This window comes from Enterobacter cloacae complex sp. 370H10, assembly GCF_050031535.1.
GTDB classification, from domain to species: Bacteria; Pseudomonadota; Gammaproteobacteria; order Enterobacterales; family Enterobacteriaceae; genus Enterobacter; species Enterobacter intestinihominis.
This window is the reverse complement of the sequence record NZ_JBLGWG010000001.1, coordinates 4515015-4533677: the sequence shown is the minus strand read 5'-3', so window position 1 is coordinate 4533677 and position 18663 is coordinate 4515015. Positions and strand designations below refer to the sequence as shown.

At 59.4% G+C, this 18663-nt stretch carries 14 protein-coding genes; 7 read left to right on the top strand and 7 right to left on the bottom strand.

Annotated features, from left to right (window positions below):
• Positions 1-423: 423 nt before the first annotated feature.
• On the top strand, positions 424-1836 hold the full coding sequence (gene uxaC / locus ACQG2Q_RS22375; protein ID WP_023307034.1) for a glucuronate isomerase: 1413 nt from the start codon (positions 424-426) through the stop codon (positions 1834-1836).
• A gap of 17 nt (positions 1837-1853) precedes the next feature.
• Positions 1854-3341 (top strand): UxaA family hydrolase, encoded by a 1488-nt coding sequence (locus ACQG2Q_RS22370; protein WP_063149076.1) that lies wholly within the window; start codon positions 1854-1856, stop codon positions 3339-3341.
• Positions 3342-3480: 139 nt separating this feature from the next.
• Here the strand turns inward: ACQG2Q_RS22370 and sstT are convergent, their stop codons facing one another.
• The 4 genes from sstT to ACQG2Q_RS22350 form a co-directional block, all read right to left on the bottom strand.
• Complete coding sequence (sstT, locus tag ACQG2Q_RS22365; RefSeq protein WP_023298692.1) at positions 3481-4722, bottom strand: serine/threonine transporter SstT; 1242 nt, start codon at positions 4720-4722, stop codon at positions 3481-3483.
• A gap of 275 nt (positions 4723-4997) precedes the next feature.
• Entirely contained in the window at positions 4998-5963 is a 966-nt protein-coding gene (locus tag ACQG2Q_RS22360; RefSeq protein WP_022649470.1) for a TerC family protein, read from the bottom strand.
• A gap of 252 nt (positions 5964-6215) precedes the next feature.
• Positions 6216-7214: a Gfo/Idh/MocA family protein gene (locus tag ACQG2Q_RS22355; RefSeq protein WP_022649469.1), complete on the bottom strand. Its 999-nt coding sequence runs from the start codon at positions 7212-7214 to the stop codon at positions 6216-6218.
• A 70-nt stretch (positions 7215-7284) separates the two neighbouring features.
• Positions 7285-7788, bottom strand: coding sequence for a M48 family metallopeptidase (locus ACQG2Q_RS22350; protein ID WP_023298690.1), 504 nt, complete (start codon positions 7786-7788; stop codon positions 7285-7287).
• Positions 7789-7871: 83 nt separating this feature from the next.
• On the opposite strand from ACQG2Q_RS22350, the gene rlmG reads away from it, so the two are divergent.
• On the top strand, positions 7872-9008 hold the full coding sequence (gene rlmG, locus ACQG2Q_RS22345) for a 23S rRNA (guanine(1835)-N(2))-methyltransferase RlmG (RefSeq protein ID WP_023298689.1): 1137 nt from the start codon (positions 7872-7874) through the stop codon (positions 9006-9008).
• 132 nt (positions 9009-9140) lie between these two features.
• Here rlmG and ACQG2Q_RS22340 read toward each other — a convergent pair whose 3' ends face one another.
• The 3 genes from ACQG2Q_RS22340 to lsrR all read right to left on the bottom strand — a co-directional run bounded on the left by ACQG2Q_RS22340 (position 9141) and on the right by lsrR (position 13951).
• Positions 9141-11162, bottom strand: a complete 2022-nt coding sequence (locus ACQG2Q_RS22340; protein WP_063849798.1) for an NADPH-dependent 2,4-dienoyl-CoA reductase — start codon at positions 11160-11162, stop codon at positions 9141-9143.
• Positions 11163-11359: 197 nt separating this feature from the next.
• On the bottom strand, positions 11360-12946 hold the full coding sequence (gene lsrK, locus ACQG2Q_RS22335) for an autoinducer-2 kinase (protein ID WP_063849799.1): 1587 nt from the start codon (positions 12944-12946) through the stop codon (positions 11360-11362).
• 33 nt (positions 12947-12979) lie between these two features.
• Entirely contained in the window at positions 12980-13951 is a 972-nt protein-coding gene (lsrR, locus tag ACQG2Q_RS22330; RefSeq protein ID WP_022649464.1) for a transcriptional regulator LsrR, read from the bottom strand.
• A gap of 215 nt (positions 13952-14166) precedes the next feature.
• Between lsrR and lsrA the strand changes: the two genes are divergently transcribed.
• The 4 genes from lsrA to lsrB are packed head-to-tail and all read left to right on the top strand — an operon-like array spanning position 14167 to position 18663.
• On the top strand, positions 14167-15654 hold the full coding sequence (gene lsrA, locus ACQG2Q_RS22325; RefSeq protein WP_063150234.1) for an autoinducer 2 ABC transporter ATP-binding protein LsrA: 1488 nt from the start codon (positions 14167-14169) through the stop codon (positions 15652-15654).
• Positions 15651-16682, top strand: a complete 1032-nt coding sequence (gene lsrC / locus ACQG2Q_RS22320) for an autoinducer 2 ABC transporter permease LsrC (RefSeq protein WP_063849800.1) — start codon at positions 15651-15653, stop codon at positions 16680-16682. The genes lsrA and lsrC overlap by 4 nt, the downstream gene beginning before the upstream one ends.
• Complete coding sequence (lsrD, locus tag ACQG2Q_RS22315) at positions 16683-17660, top strand: autoinducer 2 ABC transporter permease LsrD (protein ID WP_023298683.1); 978 nt, start codon at positions 16683-16685, stop codon at positions 17658-17660.
• Position 17661: 1 nt separating this feature from the next.
• Positions 17662-18663 (top strand): autoinducer 2 ABC transporter substrate-binding protein LsrB, encoded by a 1002-nt coding sequence (gene lsrB / locus ACQG2Q_RS22310; RefSeq protein WP_032626349.1) that lies wholly within the window; start codon positions 17662-17664, stop codon positions 18661-18663.

The window sequence follows — 18663 nt, the reverse complement described above, 5'->3', positions numbered from 1 at the left end:
CCGTTGCCGGGAGCTGTTCTGTAACGGGAGGGGCGTAACCGGGAACCTGTCCCGGAACGGCCCGAACCTTGCCATAAGTCATCGTGCTAAGTCGGCTTCCGTACCGTTAAATCCGATGTAACAAACACCGGTAATGCATTCCGTCGGCTTATAGTTTGCGACGGCGAAAAGATAACTTGTCATACAACTTTAAAAGGTGAGTGACATCACAAAAGAGTGAATCTTTGTAGGGATATTATGAGGCGTGCGCAAAGCCAGATCTGGCGCGGTCTGCAAGAAGGTTTACCCCTTTGAGGGTAATTTATTTGTCGACGTTTATTGATCTAACTCACGAAAAAAACGTCGGACTCTGGAAATTGGTGTGATAACTTTGCAGCATCTGAACATAAGCTTTCTGACGCTCCCGTAATGAGGAAGACGATAATGACACCGTTTATGACCGAAGATTTCCTGTTAGATACCGAATTTGCTCGCCGCCTGTACCACGACTACGCAAAAGATCAGCCGATTTTCGACTACCACTGCCATTTACCGCCGCAACAGGTTGCCGAAAATTACCGTTTCAAAAACCTGTATGATATCTGGCTGAAGGGTGACCATTATAAATGGCGCGCGATGCGCACCAACGGCGTGGCCGAGCGCCTGTGTACCGGCGACGCGACCGATCGCGAGAAGTTTGACGCCTGGGCCGCTACCGTTCCCCACACCATCGGTAACCCGTTATACCACTGGACGCACCTCGAACTGCGTCGTCCGTTTGGCATCACCGGCAAGCTGCTCTCTCCCGCCACGGCGGATGAAATCTGGGATCAGTGCAACGAACTGCTGGCGCAGGATAGCTTCTCGGCGCGCGGCATCATGCAGCAGATGAACGTGAAGATGGTGGGCACAACCGACGATCCGATCGACTCCCTGGAGCACCACGCGGTTGTCGCGAAGGACAGCACCTTTGACATCAAAGTGCTGCCAAGCTGGCGTCCGGATAAAGCCTTCAACATTGAGTTGCCGACCTTTAATGACTACATGACGAAGCTGGCGGAAGTATCGGATACCGATATCCGTCGTTTCGCCGATCTGCAATCCGCGCTGACCAAACGTCTGGATCACTTTGCCGCACACGGCTGTAAAGTGTCTGACCACGCGCTGGACGTGGTGCTGTTCGCGGATTCCAGCGAAGCCGAGCTGGACAGCATCCTGGCGCGTCGTCTCTCCGGCGAAGCCCTGAGCGAGCATGAAGTCGCCCAGTTCAAAACCGCGGTGCTGGTGTTCCTCGGTGCGGAATATGCCCGTCGCGGCTGGGTTCAGCAGTACCATATCGGCGCGCTGCGTAATAACAACCAGCGTCAGTTTAAACTGCTGGGCGCGGACGTGGGCTTCGACTCCATCAACGACCGCCCTCTGGCGGAAGAGCTGTCAAAACTGCTGAGCAAACAGAACGAGCAAAACCTGCTGCCGAAAACCATTCTCTACTGCCTGAACCCGCGCGATAACGAAGTACTGGGCACCATGATCGGCAACTTCCAGGGCGAAGGGATGCCGGGCAAGATGCAGTTCGGTTCCGGCTGGTGGTTTAACGATCAAAAAGACGGCATGGAGCGTCAGATGACACAGCTGGCGCAGCTCGGCCTGTTGAGCCGCTTCGTTGGCATGCTGACCGACAGCCGCAGTTTCCTCTCCTATACCCGCCATGAATATTTCCGCCGCATTCTGTGCCAGATGATTGGCCGCTGGGTGCACGCGGGTGAAGCGCCAGCGGATATCCAGCTGCTGGGCGAAATGGTGAGAAACATCTGCTTTAACAATGCGCGTGACTACTTCGCCATTGAACTGAACTAAGGCCGTTTGAGGTTGATATGCAATACATCAAAATCCATTCGCTGGATAACGTTGCCGTCGCGCTGGCCGATTTAGCCGAAGGGACGGAAGTGACCTTCGACAACCAGTCGGTGACGTTACGCCAGGCCATTGGACGTGGACATAAGTTTGCCCTGATCCCCATTGCGAAAGGGGAGAACGTGGTGAAGTACGGTTTGCCCATCGGTCATGCGCTGGCGGATATTGCGCCGGGTGAATACATTCATTCCCACAATACCCGCACCAATCTCAGCGATCTGGACGAGTACAGCTATCAACCTGACTTCCAGCCAGAAGAAGGACAGGCGGCCGATCGTGAGGTACAGATCTACCGCCGCGCCAGCGGCGAGGTGGGGATCCGCAATGAGCTGTGGATCCTCCCGACTGTCGGCTGCGTGAACGGGATCGCGCGTCAAATTCAGACGCGTTTCCTGAAAGAGACTAATGATGCTGAAGGCACCGACGGCGTGCATCTGTTCAGCCACACCTACGGTTGTTCCCAGCTGGGCGACGACCACATCAATACCCGCACCATGCTGCAAAATATGGTGCGCCACCCGAACGCGGGCGCGGTGCTGGTGATCGGCCTCGGCTGCGAGAACAATCAGGTCGACGCCTTCCGCGACACGCTGGGCGAATTTGACCCTGAGCGCGTGCACTTTATGGTGTGTCAGCACCAGGACGACGAAGTGGAAGCGGGCGTTGAACAGCTGCATCAGCTGTACGAGGTGATGCGTCACGACAAGCGCGAGCCGGGCACGCTGAGCGAACTGAAGTTTGGCCTGGAGTGCGGCGGATCTGATGGCCTTTCCGGCATTACCGCTAACCCAATGCTGGGTCGCTTCTCGGATTACGTGATTGCCAACGGCGGCACTACGGTGCTGACCGAAGTGCCGGAGATGTTCGGCGCAGAGCGCATTCTGATGAGCCACTGCCGCGACGAAGAGATCTTTGAGAAGACCGTCACCATGGTCAACGACTTCAAACAGTACTTCATCGCCCATAACCAGCCGATATACGAGAACCCCTCGCCGGGTAACAAAGCGGGCGGGATCACCACGCTTGAAGAGAAATCCCTGGGCTGCACCCAAAAAGCGGGCGCCAGCCAGGTGGTAGACGTGCTGCGCTACGGTGAACGGCTAAAAACGCACGGCCTGAACCTGCTCAGCGCACCGGGCAACGATGCGGTCGCCACCAGTGCGCTGGCAGGCGCGGGCTGTCATATGGTGCTGTTCAGTACCGGGCGCGGTACGCCGTACGGCGGGTTTGTGCCGACGGTGAAAATCGCCACTAACAGCGAACTGGCGGCGAAGAAAAAGCACTGGATCGACTTTGACGCGGGCCAGCTGATCCACGGCAAAGCGATGCCGCAGCTGCTGAGCGAATTCGTGGACACGATTGTGGAATTTGCCAGCGGCAGGCAGACCTGCAACGAGAAGAACGACTTCCGCGAGCTGGCGATCTTTAAGAGTGGTGTGACGCTATAAGTCGGGTGCGGGCTGGTGCCCTCACCCCGGCCCTCTCCCACAGGGAGAGGGTGCAAACACTAAAAACGGCAACACATGTTGCCGTTTTGCATTTACCTTGTAGGCCCGGTAAGGCGTAGCCGCCACCGGGCTTTTCTTTTTAACTGCGCAGGGCGTTCTTCGCTAAACGCGCATCTTCCGCCTGACAGGCTGCGGCGGTAAACAGCACGTCGGTAGAGGAGTTCAGCGCGGTTTCGCAGGAATCCTGCAATACGCCGATAATGAAACCGACCGCGACAACCTGCATGGCAATCTCGTTCGGAATACCGAACATGTTACAGGCCAGCGGGATCAGCAGCAGAGAGCCGCCCGCCACGCCGGATGCGCCACAGGCACACAGTGATGCAACGACGCTCAGCAGCAGCGCGGTTGGCAGATCTACCGGAATACCCAGCGTATGCACCGCCGCCAGCGTCAGCACGGTGATGGTAATCGCCGCACCGGCCATGTTCACGGTTGCACCCAGGGGAATCGACACCGAATAGGTATCGCGGTCCAGGTTCAGCTTCTCCGCCAGCGCCATGTTCACCGGTATGTTCGCCGCTGAGCTGCGGGTGAAGAAGGCATACACGCCGCTCTCGCGCAGGCAGGTCAGCACCAGCGGATACGGGTTGCGGCGGATCTGCCAGAACACCAGCAGCGGGTTGATCACCAGCGCCACCAGCAGCATACAGCCGACCAGGACGACCAGCAGCTGCGCGTAGCCCCACAGTGCGTCGAAACCGGTGGTGGCCAGCGTCGAAGAAACCAGACCAAAGATACCGACTGGTGCAAAGCGAATCACCAGCTTCACCATGAAGGTCACTGCATTGGACAAATCGTTAACCAGGTTTTTCGTGGTCTCGTTGCCATGACGCAGCGCGAAGCCCAGACCAATCGCCCAGACCAGGATGCCAATGTAGTTTCCGTTCATCAGTGCGGTGATGGGGTTAGAGACCATGCTCATCAGCAGGCCGCGAAGGACTTCCACAATCCCGGACGGCGGGGTGATATCACCGGCCGCGCTGGTCAGGTGCAGCGTGGACGGGAACAGGAAGCTAAACACAACGGCCGTTAAGGCAGCAGAGAAGGTTCCCAGCAGATACAGGAACAGAATAGGGCGAATGTTGGTTTTTTGTCCGTGCTGGTGGTTGGCAATCGACGCCATCACCAGCATCAGCACCAGTACCGGGGCGACGGCCTTCAGTGCGCCAACGAAAAGGGTGCCGAGCAGTCCCGTCGCTTCCGCCGCAGGTTTTGACACCATCGCCAGCAGAATACCCAGTACCAACCCGACCAGAATTTGTTTTACAAGACTGCCCTGCGCCAGGCGCGCAAGCAGGCCCTTAGATTGTGTGCTCATACGTTATTCCTGAGTGAAATTGCGTTCCATCCTGGATGTGCTCTAAGTCACATTTGTATCCGGATGTAAGTATTTGTTTGCCTGGTTGAGTATCAGGGAAAGCAGCGAAAGGCGGAAGCGTAAAATGCTGGATTTTACGTGTTGCGTCATGTTTTTTAACTATTGGTTAACGAAAGTGCCGGGTGGCGCTGCGCTTACCCGGCCTGCATTGCATTTCCCCCTCTCCCCGTGGGAGAGGGGTGGGGTGAGGGCATCAGCCCGCACCGAACGTTGCACTAAGCCTGCTGCTTCTTATCGTGCTGGCGGTTAACCCAGGTATTGATAATCAGCGTCACCAGCAGAATGCCAAACACCACGCCGAGCGAAATGGCGATCGGGATATGGTAGAAATCAACAATCAGCATCTTGATACCGATAAAGACCAGAATCACCGACAGACCGTACTTCAGCATTGAGAAGCGCTCTGCCGCGCCCGCCAGCAGGAAGTACATCGCACGCAGGCCGAGGATGGCGAACAGGTTCGAGGTCAGGACGATGAACGGGTCGGTAGTGACCGCGAAGATAGCCGGGATACTGTCCACCGCGAAAATCACGTCGCTCAGCTCGACCAGAATCAGCACCAGCAGCAGCGGGGTGGCGAACAGCAGGCCGTTCTTACGCACGAAGAAATGCTCGCTCTCGATCTTGTCCGTCATGCGCAGATGACCCCGGATCCACTTCACCAGCGGCTTATCACCGATACCGGTATCGTCTTCTTTCGCCAGCGCCATTTTGACCCCGGTGAACAGCAGGAACGCACCAAACACGTACAGCAGCCATTCGAACTGGGTAATCAGCCAGCTACCGGCGAAGATCATGATGGTACGCAGGATGATGGCGCCTAGCACGCCGTATACCAGCACGCGGCGTTGCAGGGCCGCAGGCACGGCGAAGTAACTGAACAGCATCAGCCAGACGAAGACGTTATCAACCGCCAGCGCTTTTTCAATCAGATAGCCGGTGAGGAAGGCGAGTGCCTGAGGATCGGCCACCGCGCGACCTTCGGTTGAGGCCAGATACCACCAGAAGGCGGCGCAGAAAAGAAGTGAGAGGGTAACCCATACCAGCGACCAGACGGCGGCTTGCTTAACGCTCATGCCGTGTTCGCCGCGACGACCCTGCAAAAAGAGGTCGATCGCCAGCATGATGAGCACGACAACCGCGAATCCGCCCCACAGCATTGGAGTGCCGACAGAATGCATACTATTTTCCTTACACATAAAAAAACAAAAACGGCTATGGTCAGAAGACGATAGCCGTTAGCTTTTTATGCATAGACCTCGCCTTCCGGCAAGGTCTCACTTACAACCACGAAGGTTGCCCGGCGACCGGATGCGGTTTTGCACGCATCGTAATGACGATCCACCGGCGAAGAAGTTACTCCCCTTTGCAGGTAACAAATTATGTCAGACCATCGATTTCGTCAATGGTCTGCACGATTTCATTACACAGCTTTACGCGACGGCTTCCACATTCACGCCGTCTGCGGGGAAGATTACGCCGGTCTGTCGGCGGATCTCCGTTTGCAGCTTCGCCGTGGTGCGGCTGATCGCCAGTCCCGGGTGGTTAACTTCGTTGTCTTCTACCAGACGGGCGAAGACCTCTGCCTCATAAAGCATAGTGTTAATATGCTGAGGCTGCGTCAGCTCCTGCGCTTTTCCGCCGCGCGGAACGATGCTGAGCTTCTGGCATTCGGAGATTTTTTCGATCACCAGCGAGCCGTCTTCGCCCTGAATTTCGCTTGGCAGCACGGAGTCGCTGACCTTCGAGTGCTGCAACGTCACGCTGAAATCACCGTAGTCCAGCACCACAACGCCGTGTGCATCCACGCCGCTCTCCAGCAGGCTGGCGGTGGCCGTCACGCCGTGTGGTTCCCCCCACAGGGCGACCGCAGAGGCCAGGCAGTAAAAACCGATATCCATAATCGAGCCATTCGAGAAGGCCGGGTTAAAGGTGTTCGGGTTTTCGCCGTCCAGATAGCGCTGGTAGCGCGAGGAATACTGGCAGTAGTTGATAAAGGCTTTACGCACTTTGCCAATTTTCGGCAGGGACTGCTGCAACAGCAGGAAGTTGGGCAGGCTGGCGGTTTTGAACGCTTCAAACAGCACCACCTGGTTTTCGCGGGCAAGCGCAATGGCGGCTTCCACTTCGTGGATATTCGACGCCAGCGGCTTCTCGCAGATCACATGCTTTTTATGGCTGAGGAACAGCTTCGTTTGCGGGAAGTGCAGAGCATTCGGGCTGGCGATATAGACCGCGTCAATGGCGTCGCTTTGCGCCATCTCATCGAGTGAGGTGAACAGATGTTCAACCAGGTAGTCATTCGCAAAACTTTGCGCCTGCTCAAGGCTGCGGGAATAGACTGCGGTGAGCTTATATTTGCCGGTTTCGTGGGCGGCGTCGACGAACTGGCGCGTGATCCAGTTCGTACCGATGACTGCGAAACGTATCATAAACGTTTACGTACTCCGTAGCAGGGAACCTAAAGCCACTGTAGCACGTCCTCATGACATTTCGCGTGCGCTACTGCGCATTACTCTTTAACGATAAATGCGTCAGCCACAAACGGGTATCAAACTCCAGCTGGTGGTACTGCGGCTCCATATGGCAGCACAGGGAATAGAACGCTTTGTCGTGATCTTTCTCTTTCAGGTGCGCCAACTCGTGCACCACGATCATCCGCAGAAAGGCTTCCGGCGCATTGCGAAAGACGGTCGCGACGCGGATCTCCGCCTTAGCCTTCAGCTTGCCGCCCTGCACGCGGGAGATGGCGGTATGCAGGCCGAGCGCGTTTTTCAGCACGTGGATCTTGTTGTCGTACATCACCTTGTTGATCGGCGGGGCGCTCTTCAGATACTGGCTTTTCAGATCCTGCGTATACTGCCAGAGGGCTTTGTCAGTCGCGAAATCATGCGTGCCCGGGTAGCGTTTTTCCAGCACCGCGCCGAGCTTTCCCGCGGCGATCAGGTCGCGAACCTGGGATAGTAATTGCTCCGGGTAGCCCTGGAGATAAGTCAGCTGGTTCATCAAAACCCCAAAATAGTGTGAAAACGGGTATACTCACGCACCCTTTTCAGGGATACGCCAAATTTTACCATTCAGGAGGGCCGATGAGCCACTTAGACAACGGTTTCCGTTCACTCAACCTTAAACGTTTCCCGGAAACGGACGACGTGAACCCGCTTCAGGCGTGGGAAGCGGCGGATGAATATCTGCTGCAGCAGTTGGATGAGACTGAAATCCGCGGCCCGGTTCTGATCCTGAATGACGCGTTTGGCGCGCTGGGCTGTGCACTGGCGGAACATGCGCCTTACAGTATCGGCGATTCTTACTTAAGCGAGCTGGCGACGCGTGAAAACCTGCGTCACAACGATATCGACGAATCCAGCGTGAAGTTCCTCGACAGCACCGCGGACTACCCGCAGGCGCCAGGCGTGGTGCTGATTAAAGTGCCCAAAACCATGGCGCTGCTGGAGCAGCAACTTCGCGCGCTGCGTAAAGTCGTGACGCCAGAAACGCGCATCATCGCGGGCGCCAAGGCGCGTGATATTCACACCTCGACGCTGGAACTGTTCGAGAAAGTGCTCGGCCCGACCACTACGACGCTGGCCTGGAAAAAAGCGCGCCTGATCAACTGTACCTTCAGCGCGCCGGAACTGGCCGACGCGCCAGAGACCCTGAGCTGGAAGCTGGAAGGGACCGACTGGACCATCCACAACCACGCGAACGTCTTCTCCCGTACCGGTCTGGATATCGGCGCACGCTTCTTTATGGAACATCTGCCGGAAAACCTGGAAGGGGAGATTGTCGATCTCGGCTGCGGTAACGGCGTGATTGGCCTGACGCTGCTGGCGAAGAACCCGGAGGCCAGCGTGGTGTTCAGCGATGAATCGCCAATGGCGGTGGCTTCAAGCCGTCTGAACGTGGAAACCAATCTGCCGGAGGCGCTGGATCGCTGCGAGTTTATGATCAATAACGCGCTGTCCGGCGTAGAGCCTTTCCGCTTCAACGCGGTGTTTTGCAATCCTCCGTTCCACCAGAAGCACGCCCTGACGGATAACGTCGCGTGGGAGATGTTCCACCACGCGCGCCGCTGCCTGAAAATCAACGGCGAACTGTACATCGTGGCGAACCGCCATCTGGACTACTTCCACAAGCTGAAGAAGATTTTCGGTAACTGCGTCACCATTGCCACCAATAACAAATTCGTGGTGCTGAAATCGGTGAAGCTGGGGCGTCGTCGGTAAGATCGCTTTGCCTGGCGGCGCTTCGCTTGCACAGGCCTACGGTTTCAAATGCCCGGTGGCGCTTCGCTTACCGGGCCTACAATGGCCTCGGACCCGTAGGCCCGGTAAGCGAAGCGCCACCGGGCGATGCCGTTAAATACTCAGCGCCAGTTTTGTCCCCTGCACAATCGCCCGCCGCGCATCCAGCTCCATCGCCACGTCGCACCCGCCAATCAAATGTACCGTTTTCCCTGCCTCACGCAGCGGATCGGCCAGATCGCGCTTCGGCTCCTGCCCGGCGCACAAAATCACATGATCCACGTCCAGCAGCTGCGGCTCACCGCCGATCAGAACGTGTAGCCCGTCGCCGTCGATCTTCTGGTAGCTCACCCCCGGGATCATCTTTACCCCGCGCGAGAGCAGGGTGGCGCGGTGGATCCAGCCTGTGGTTTTCCCCAGCCCTTCACCCGGCTTGCTGGCTTTACGCTGGAGCATCACGATCTGACGCGGGCTTTTCGGCAGCTGCGGACCTTCCGGGCGTAAACCGCCGGACTGACTGAGACTGGTATCAATGCCCCATTCCACGCAGAACTCAGCGATGTTCTGGCTGGTGGCTTCGCCCGGCTGGCTTAAATACATCGCGGTATCAAAACCGATCCCGCCGCAGCCGATGATCGCCACCTTCTCGCCAACCGGCGCTTTGTCGCGCAGCACGTCCAGATAGCTCAATACCTTCGGATGATCGATGCCCTCGATCGCAGGGGTGCGCGGGGCGATCCCACTCGCGAGGATCACCTCGTCGAAACCGATCAGATCCGCCGCGCTGACAACCTGATTGAGCCGCAGATCGACGCCCGTCACCTCGATCATCCGGCGGTAATAGCGCAGCGTTTCATAGAACTCCTCTTTGCCGGGGATCTGTCTGGCGATAGTAAACTGCCCGCCGATTTCCGCCAGCGCATCAAACAGCGTCACGCTGTGCCCACGCGAGGCGGCATTGACCGCAAACGCCAGGCCAGCGGGTCCTGCGCCCACCACGGCCAGACGCTTCTTGTTGGTCGCAGGAACGATCGGCATTTTGGTTTCATGGCAGGCGCGGGGATTCACCAGGCAGGAGGTGACCTTGCCGACGAAGATCTGATCCAGACACGCCTGGTTACAGCCGATACAGGTGTTGATCTCATCCGCACGGCCGCTTTGCGCTTTGGAGAGCAGTTCGGCATCCGCGAGGAACGGACGCGCCATCGACACCATATCGGCGTCGCCGCGGGAGATCACATCGTCCGCCACCTGCGGATCGTTAATGCGGTTAGTGGTCACCAGCGGAACGGAGACTTTGCCTTTCAGCTTGCGCGTAACCCAGCTGAACGCCGCACGCGGCACCGGCGTGGCGATGGTGGGGATGCGCGCTTCGTGCCAGCCAATCCCGGTGTTGATAATGGTGGCACCGGCGGCTTCAATCGCCTGCGCCAGTTGCACGGTTTCGTCGAAGGTGCCGCCGCCTTCCACCAGGTCGAGCATCGACAGGCGGAAGATGATAATAAAATCCGCACCCGCACGTTCACGCACCGCACGCACCACCTCCACGGCAAAACGCATGCGGCGGGCATAGTCACCACCCCATTCGTCGTCGCGCTGGTTGGTGCGTGCGGCAAGGAATTCGTTGATCAGGTAGCCTTCTGAGCCCATCACCTCCACGCCGTCGTAACCCGCTTCCCGCGCCAGCGCGGCGCAGCGAGCAAAGTCATCTATCAGCGCCAGGATCTCGTCATGGCTGAGGGCATGGGGAGTAAAGCGGTTAATCGGTGCCTGAATAGCCGAGGGGGCAACCAGGTTCGGCTGATAGCTGTAGCGCCCGGTATGCAGAATTTGCAGGGCGATTTTGCCGCCCTCGTTGTGAACCGCATCGGTCACAATGCGGTGGTGCGGCAGTTGTGACGCATCATTCAACACCGCGCCGCCCTCCATCGTCACCCCGGAAGGGGCAGGGGCTACGCCGCCGGTGACAATCAGCGCCACCCCGTGGCGCGCGCGCTCGGCATAGAAGGCTGCCAGACGTTCAGCCCCGTCCGGACGCTCCTCCAGCCCGGTGTGCATTGAGCCCATTAACACGCGGTTTTTGAGGGTAGTGAACCCCAGATCGAGAGGGGCGAATAACGACGGGTAGCGGCTCATAGTCTCTTCCAGTGTAAAATTATTGTTATGTGGTCGGATGAGTTACTAATTTAGCCAGCGGCGGCAGAAAGGTAAAAGCGGGATCGAATGATTGTGATAGATCTCAAAGAACTTCACCCCTCACCCCGGCCCTCTCCCCTCTGGGGAGAGGGTGAAAGGCCGCACGGAACAGTCCCCTCTCCCCTCTGGGGAGAGGGTTAGGGTGAGGGGCGTGTGTCGCGCATCAGGCCCGGCGCCTGCCACATCGAGGTTGTAAGCCCGCTGTCCACCAGCCCGAGCTGGTCCGCGTATACCGCCTGCCATTTCTGCATCATGCCGTCGTACAGCTCGCGGTGCGCCGGGTTTGGCGTGAACTCGCGGCTCCACTTCACCAGCCGCTCGCCCGTCGAGGCCATATCCGCGAACAGCCCCGCGCCAGCTCCTGCGGCAATGGCGCAGCCGAGCGCCGTTGCCTCTTTGACTTCTGGCACGCGCACCGGCAGGCCGGAGACGTCGCTTAAAATCTGGCTCCACAGGGCGCCCTTTGCGCCGCCGCCCGCAAACACCAGGCTCTCAAACGTCACGCCGGAGAAGCGCGAAATCTGCGCCAGGTTGCAGGCCGAGACGATCGCCGCGTTCTCCTCCAGCGCGCGGAACAGCGTCGCTTTGTTGCACTTTTCCGGGTCAATGGAGAGGTTAATAAACGACGGCGCGGCGTGGTACCACTGTTTGAAATGCATCGCGTCGGAGAAGATCGGCATCACCCCGTGGGAGCCCGGCGGGACGCGGCTCGCCATCTCTTCGAGCAGGGAGTAGGGGTCCATTCCCATGCGTTCGGCAATCAGCTTCTCTTCGGCGCAGAAGGCGTCGCGGAACCAGCGCATGGTCAGCCCGGTAAAGAAGCTGATCGACTCCGCCTGCGCCATGCCGGGGATAACGTGCGGGTTTACGCGGATGTTCATCTCAGGGTCGGTGCGCACCTGCGGCAGGTTCACCACCTGTTGCCAGAAGGTGCCGCCCAGCACCGCCGTTTGTCCGGCGCGCACCACGCCCAGCCCCAGACAGCCCAGCTGCACGTCGCCGCCGCCCATCACCACCGGGGTGCCCTCGCGCAGACCGCTCTGTTGTGCGGCTGCTTTGGTGATGGTCCCCAGTACGGTGCCGGTCTCTTTTACCGGGGAGAGGATATCGGCGCGCAGCCCGGCCATGTCGAGCAGCGCCGGACGCCAGTCGCGGGAGAAGAGATCCAGCATGCCCGTCGTGCCCGCATTGGACGGGTCCACCGCCAGCTCGCCGGAGAGCTTCGCCGCCAGCCAGTCGCTGATCATGGTGATGGTGGCGGCTTTACGATAAATATCCGGACGATGGTGCGCCAGCCACAGCAGGCGCGGCATGGCGCTGAGGGCAAGCGTCTGGCCGGAAACGTCATACACTTCGGATTCAAACCGGTAGTCGTGGATCTCTTTGAGTTCAGCTACCTCGCGGCTGGCGCGGGCGTCGACGTTGGCGCAGGCCCAGATAGCCTCGCCGTTGCGGTCGTACAGCACAATCCCTTCGCGCATCGAACAGCAGGCGACGGACTGAATATCCGCCGCGCTCAGGCGCGCGCGCTCCAGCGCCTGATGAATACACCGGCAGGCCAGCTGCCAGTTGGTGTCGAGGTCGAACTCCATCGAGCCCGGCACGTTCTCGACGCTCAGGTGTTTCCACTCGGCCTGGCCAACGGCAATCTGGTTGCCCTGCAAATCGAAAATAACGGCGCGAACGCTGCCTGTCCCTGCATCTAACGCTAAAAGGTAACTCATGAGCATGCCTCATTGTTAGCGCAGGGAGGGCTCTTAAATGGCCAGAGCCAGCACCGCGCGGGCTGTCGTCTCTTCCGTCACCAGGCCATTAATACGGCGGCCCTTCAGTGCGGCATAAATCGCATCGGCTTTCTCTTCCCCCCCGGCCACGCCTACGATGGTGGGCAGCTGTGCCAGTTCATCGAGCGTGACGCCCAGTAGTTCTTTGTGGATCTCCAGCTCCTCGACGCATTCCCCTTCGGCATTGAGGAAATAGCCAAGGATATCGCCGACCGCGCCCTTGCGGGCGTACATCAACTGTTCACCTTCGCTGATATAGCCGGAGCGCAGTATCGTCGCGTCACGGCGCTGGTTCACCGAGCCAATGCCGACCACCGCCACGTCAGCGGCGGTGGCGGCGAGGATCACGTCCCGCACGCTGGTTTCGCGCTTTAAGATCCCGGCGACTTCAGCGGATGACACGCGAAGCGGGGCAGGGATCATGCTGACGCTACAGGCCGCATCCAGCTGGCCGATACCGGTCATATACGGCCCCACGCCGCCGGAGAGCGTCACCAGGCGGATCTGCTGTGAGCTAATAAAGCCGCTCAGGTGTTGCAGGCTGCTCATGGTGGTTTCACCGAAGCCCACCGCTAACAGCTGGCCGGGCTCCAGCACGCCCATCAGCGACTGGGCCGCGCCAATGCCTAACCGCACGTTCATCGGCGGTGTATTCAGGGCGGGCATCACGCGCACCAGTTTCAGGCCAAATCGTTGTTGCAACTCGGTTTCCAGCGCCAGGCAGCCCTCGTAGCGGGAATTTATCTGCACGCGGATCACCCCGGACTGACGGCCTTTCTCCAGCAGGCGGGAGATCTTCAGGCGCGGCAGCCCGAGCCGCTCGCCGATGTCGTTCTGGGTCAGCCCGTCGTGGTAGTAGCACCAGGCCACGCGCGCCACCAGCTCCTCTTCCGCCAGTGCCAGCCCGGCAAACCGTCCTTCTTCCGCAGTGCGTTTATCGCTCATAGTTGGACTCTTATAAAAATTTAGATCATATGTTCGTGATGGTGCGGCGTGAAAATGTGAGCCACGCGACAAAACGGATCTTTTCGATCCTTCCCGGTTTATCTGAATCTCAATCGATAAAACTGTGATCCCTGCACGGTTGTAAATATAGTTCACCGTCTACGCTTTTGAACATTATTAAATCTAAAAATCATTTGTTCAATAGCGGAGCGATGATGACACCACTTCTCGAGGCACGTGACATCTGCAAACAGTTCTCTGGCGTGCCTGTGTTAAAAGGCATTGATTTCACGCTGCTTGCTGGGCAGGTGCATGCGCTGATGGGCGGTAACGGCGCGGGAAAATCGACGTTGATGAAAATCATCGCCGGGGTTGAAACGCCGGATCGCGGTGAGCTTTCGGTTGCGGGCGAGTCTTTTGCACGGCTTACCCCGTCGCAGGCGCACCGGTTAGGCATTTATCTGGTGCCACAGGAGCCGCTGCTTTTCCCCAACCTGACGGTGCGGGAAAACATCCTGTTTCGTCTGCCGCGCGAACGAGATCGGGAAAAGCGGCTGGCGGAGAAACTCCAGCAGCTGCAATGTCAGCTTAATCTCGATGCCGCTGCCAGCACTCTGGAAGTCGCGGATCAGCAGATGGTGGAGATCCTGCGCGGGCTGATGCGCAACGCCAGGATTCTGATCCTCGACGAGCCCACGGCATCGCTCACGCCGGGCGAGACAGAACGCCTGTTTCGCCAGATCCGCGCGCTGCAGGATCTCGGCGTTGGCATTGTTTTTATCTCGCACAAGCTGCCGGAAATTCGCATGCTTTCGAGCCACGTCTCGGTGATGCGCGACGGCGCGGTGGTGCTGAGCGGCGAAACCGCGCACTTTGACGATAACGCCCTGATCGCCGCCATGACGCCGGTCAGCCGGGAAAAGTCGCTAAGCGATACGCAAAAGCTGTGGCTGGCGCTGCCGGGCAACCGCCGAACCCAGGCGCAGGATTTCCCGGTGCTGCGGGTGGAGGATCTCACCGGGGAAGGGTTTATCGATCTCAGCCTTGAGATTTACGCCGGGGAGATCGTCGGTCTGGCCGGGCTGGTGGGGTCCGGGCGTACCGAGTTTGCCGAAACGCTTTACGGCCTGCGTCCGGTACGCGGCGGGCGGGTGTGGCTGGAGAACCAGGAGATCACCGCCGATCCGGTCAGTTCCCGTCTGGAAAAAGGGCTGGTTTATCTGCCAGAAGACAGGCAGGTGTCCGGCCTGTTTCTCGACGCGCCTGTCCGCTGGAACACCGTGACGCTGAACGAGCCGTCGCTCTGGCAGCAGCGAAAGCGGGAGTCTGCGGTAGTGGAGCGTTACCACCGGGCGCTGGGGATCAAGCTCAACCATGCGGATCAAACCGTGCGCACGCTCTCCGGTGGTAATCAGCAGAAGGTGCTGCTGGCGCGCTGTCTTGAGGCCAATCCGCTGCTGCTGATCGTCGATGAACCGACGCGCGGCGTGGACGTATCGGCGCGCGCCGATATCTACCAGCTGCTGAAAAGCGTGGCGGCGCAGAACGTGGCAGTGCTGATGATCTCAAGCGATCTCGATGAATTTCCCGGCCTCGCGGATCGGGTGCTGGTAATGCATCAGGGCGTGCTCAGCGGCGAACTGCCGCGCCAGGCCGTCAGTCTCGACCGGATGATGGCGCTGGCGTTTGGAGGGCAATCATGAAGATCTTACTGAAAAACCGCGAGCTGAGCGCGTTTCTCGCCATTCTGGCCCTGTTCGCCGTGCTGGTGGCGCTGAACCCGTCCTACCTTAGCTTACAGACGCTGGGGATGATCTTCGCCAGCTCGCAGATCCTGATTTTGCTGGCCATCGGCGCGGCGCTGGTGATGCTGACCCGCAATATCGACGTCTCCGTCGGCTCCACCGTCGGGCTGTCCGCCATTGCCGTCGGCGTGGCGCTCAACAGCGGCTACAGTCTGCCCGTTTCCATTCTCTTCGCGCTGTCGATTGGCGCGCTGGCGGGGGCGTTCAACGGTTTTCTGGTGGTGGGGCTGCGCATTCCAGCGATTGTCGCCACCCTCGGCACGCTGGGGCTGTACCGCGGAGCGATGCTGCTCTGGACCGGCGGGAAGTGGATTGAAGGGCTGCCGCCGGGGCTGAAATCCCTCTCTGAGCCTGCCGCCGTCGGCATTTCTCCGCTCGGCATTGTGGTGTTGATAATCGTGGTTACAGGCGCGTGGACATTGTCGCGCACCGCCTTTGGCCGTGATTTCTACGCCGTGGGGGATAACCTCGCCGCCGCGCGTCAGCTGGGCGTGGCGGTGAACCGCACCCGCATGATCGCCTTTACCCTCAACGGCATACTCGCGGCCTGCGCCGGGATCGTCTTTGCCGCGCAGATTGGCTTTGTGCCCAACCAGACCGGCAGCGGGCTGGAGATGAAGGCCATCGCCGCCTGCGTGCTCGGCGGCATCTCGCTGCTGGGCGGCACCGGCACGCTGATCGGCGCCTTCCTCGGCGCGTTCTTCCTCACCCAAATCGACACCGTGCTGGTGCTGTTCAGGCTGCCGGCCTGGTGGAATGACTTTATCGCCGGGCTGGTGCTGCTGGGCGTGCTGGTGCTCGACGGGCGGCTGCGTCAGGCGCTCTCACGGCATCAGCGGGCGCTGAAATACAGCCGTTTCCAGCCGGGTAACAGAGGGGGAAAGCACGTCACCCCGTTTCCCAAACGCAACAAAGAGGTGGCGTAAATGAGGCTTAACTGGGAAAGCGCGCTGCTGATTTTACTGGTGCTGGAGATCCTGCTCTTCGGCGCCATCAACCCGCGCATGCTCGACATCAATATGCTGCTGTTCAGCACCAGCGACTTTATCTGCATTGGTATCGTGGCGCTACCGCTCACGCTGGTGATTATCAGCGGCGGGATCGACATCTCCCTCGGCTCAACCATCGGCCTGTGCGCTATCGCGCTGGGGGTGATGATGCAGGCGGGGTGGCCGATGGCGGTCGCCATCCCGCTGACGCTGCTGCTCGGCCTGCTGTGCGGACTGTTGAATGCGGCGCTGATCCACTACACCGGTATCAGCCCTTTAGTGATCACCCTCGGCACGCTCTACCTCTACGGCGGCGGGGCGCTGCTGCTCTCCGGCATGGCGGGCGCGACGGGCTACGAGGGGATCGGCGGCTTTCCGGACAGCTTCACGGCGTTCGCTAACCTCACGGTGTTGGGCCTGCCGATCCCGCTGGTGCTGTTCGCGGTGATTACCGCTTTCTTCTGGCTGATTACCCATCGCGGGCGCTTTGGTCGACATCTGTTTTTAATTGGCCAGAATCCGCGCGCGGCGCGCTATGCGGCGCTGTCGGTGAACGGTATGCCGTATGCGCTGTACGGCCTGGTGGGCGTGGCTTCGGCGATTGCCGCGCTGGTGATGGTCTCCTATTTCGGCTCCGCGCGTTCGGATCTGGGGCGCGATTTACTGATGCCTGCGCTCACCGCCGCCGTGCTCGGCGGAGCGAATATCTACGGCGGCTCAGGTTCGGTTGTCGGTACGGCGCTGGCGGCGCTGCTGGTGGGGTACCTGCAACAGGGTTTACAGATGGTTGGCATCCCCAACCAGGTGTCGAGCGCGCTGTCAGGGGCGCTGCTGGTTGTGGTGGTGATGGGGCGTTCGCTGAGTCTGCACCGTGAATGGGTGCGTTCTCTCTTCAGAAAACTATCCGGAGCGTAAGATGAAAACAAAACTGCTCGTCCTGGCAATGGCCCTCAGCTTCGCTTCGGCGCAGGCGGCGGACCGCATTGCCTTTATCCCAAAACTGGTGGGTGTGGGATTCTTCACCAGCGGCGGCAACGGCGCGAAAGAGGCGGGGAAAGAACTTGGCGTGGACGTGACTTACGACGGCCCGACCGAGCCGAGCGTCTCCGGCCAGGTGCAGCTGATCAATAACTTCGTCAACCAGGGCTATAACGCCATCATCGTCTCTGCCGTGTCGCCGGACGGTCTCTGCCCGGCGCTGAAGCGCGCGATGCAGCGCGGCGTGAAGGTCCTGACCTGGGATTCCGACACCAAACCGGAGTGCCGCAGCATTTACATCAACCAGGGCACGCCGGAACAGCTGGGCGGCCTGCTGGTGGAGATGGCAGGCAAACAGGTCACCAAACCGAACGCTAAAGTGGCGTTCTTCTACTCCAGCCCCACCGTCACCGACCAGAACCAGTGGGTGAAAGAGGCGAAGGCCAAAATCGAGAAAGACCATCCCCAGTGGCAGGTCGTCACCACGCAGTTTGGCTATAACGACGCCACTAAATCCCTGCAAACCGCCGAGGGGATCTTAAAAGCCTATCCGGATCTGGATGCGATCATCGCCCCGGACGCCAACGCCCTGCCGGCGGCGGCACAGGCGGCGGAAAACCTGAAGCGGGAAGGGGTGGCGATTGTCGGCTTCAGCACGCCAAACGTGATGCGTCCGTACGTTGAGCGCGGCACGGTGAAAGCCTTCGGCCTGTGGGACGTGGTGCAGCAGGGCAAAATTGCAGTCAATGTCGCCGATCGTTTACTGAAAAAAGGCGATCTTAACCCTGGCGACAGCGTGGAGGTGAAAGATATCGGGACGCTGAAGGTCGAGCCGAACAGCGTGCAGGGCTACCAGTATGAGGCGAAGGGCAACGGCATCGTGCTGCTGCCGGAGCGGGTGGTGTTCACCAAAGAGAACATCAGCAAATACGATTTCTGA

Coding starts and splice junctions, on each gene's coding strand:
- rlmG (WP_023298689.1), top strand. CDS start 7,872: ATGAGCCACTTAGACAACGGTTTCCGTTCACTCAACCTTAAACGTTTC.
- lsrA (WP_063150234.1), top strand. CDS start 14,167: ATGACACCACTTCTCGAGGCACGTGACATCTGCAAACAGTTCTCTGGC.
- sstT (WP_023298692.1), bottom strand. CDS start 4,722: ATGAGCACACAATCTAAGGGCCTGCTTGCGCGCCTGGCGCAGGGCAGT.
- lsrB (WP_032626349.1), top strand. CDS start 17,662: ATGAAAACAAAACTGCTCGTCCTGGCAATGGCCCTCAGCTTCGCTTCG.
- lsrR (WP_022649464.1), bottom strand. CDS start 13,951: ATGAGCGATAAACGCACTGCGGAAGAAGGACGGTTTGCCGGGCTGGCA.
- ACQG2Q_RS22360 (WP_022649470.1), bottom strand. CDS start 5,963: ATGCATTCTGTCGGCACTCCAATGCTGTGGGGCGGATTCGCGGTTGTC.
- ACQG2Q_RS22340 (WP_063849798.1), bottom strand. CDS start 11,162: ATGAGCCGCTACCCGTCGTTATTCGCCCCTCTCGATCTGGGGTTCACT.
- ACQG2Q_RS22370 (WP_063149076.1), top strand. CDS start 1,854: ATGCAATACATCAAAATCCATTCGCTGGATAACGTTGCCGTCGCGCTG.
- lsrK (WP_063849799.1), bottom strand. CDS start 12,946: ATGAGTTACCTTTTAGCGTTAGATGCAGGGACAGGCAGCGTTCGCGCC.
- uxaC (WP_023307034.1), top strand. CDS start 424: ATGACACCGTTTATGACCGAAGATTTCCTGTTAGATACCGAATTTGCT.
- ACQG2Q_RS22350 (WP_023298690.1), bottom strand. CDS start 7,788: ATGAACCAGCTGACTTATCTCCAGGGCTACCCGGAGCAATTACTATCC.
- lsrC (WP_063849800.1), top strand. CDS start 15,651: ATGAAGATCTTACTGAAAAACCGCGAGCTGAGCGCGTTTCTCGCCATT.
- lsrD (WP_023298683.1), top strand. CDS start 16,683: ATGAGGCTTAACTGGGAAAGCGCGCTGCTGATTTTACTGGTGCTGGAG.
- ACQG2Q_RS22355 (WP_022649469.1), bottom strand. CDS start 7,214: ATGATACGTTTCGCAGTCATCGGTACGAACTGGATCACGCGCCAGTTC.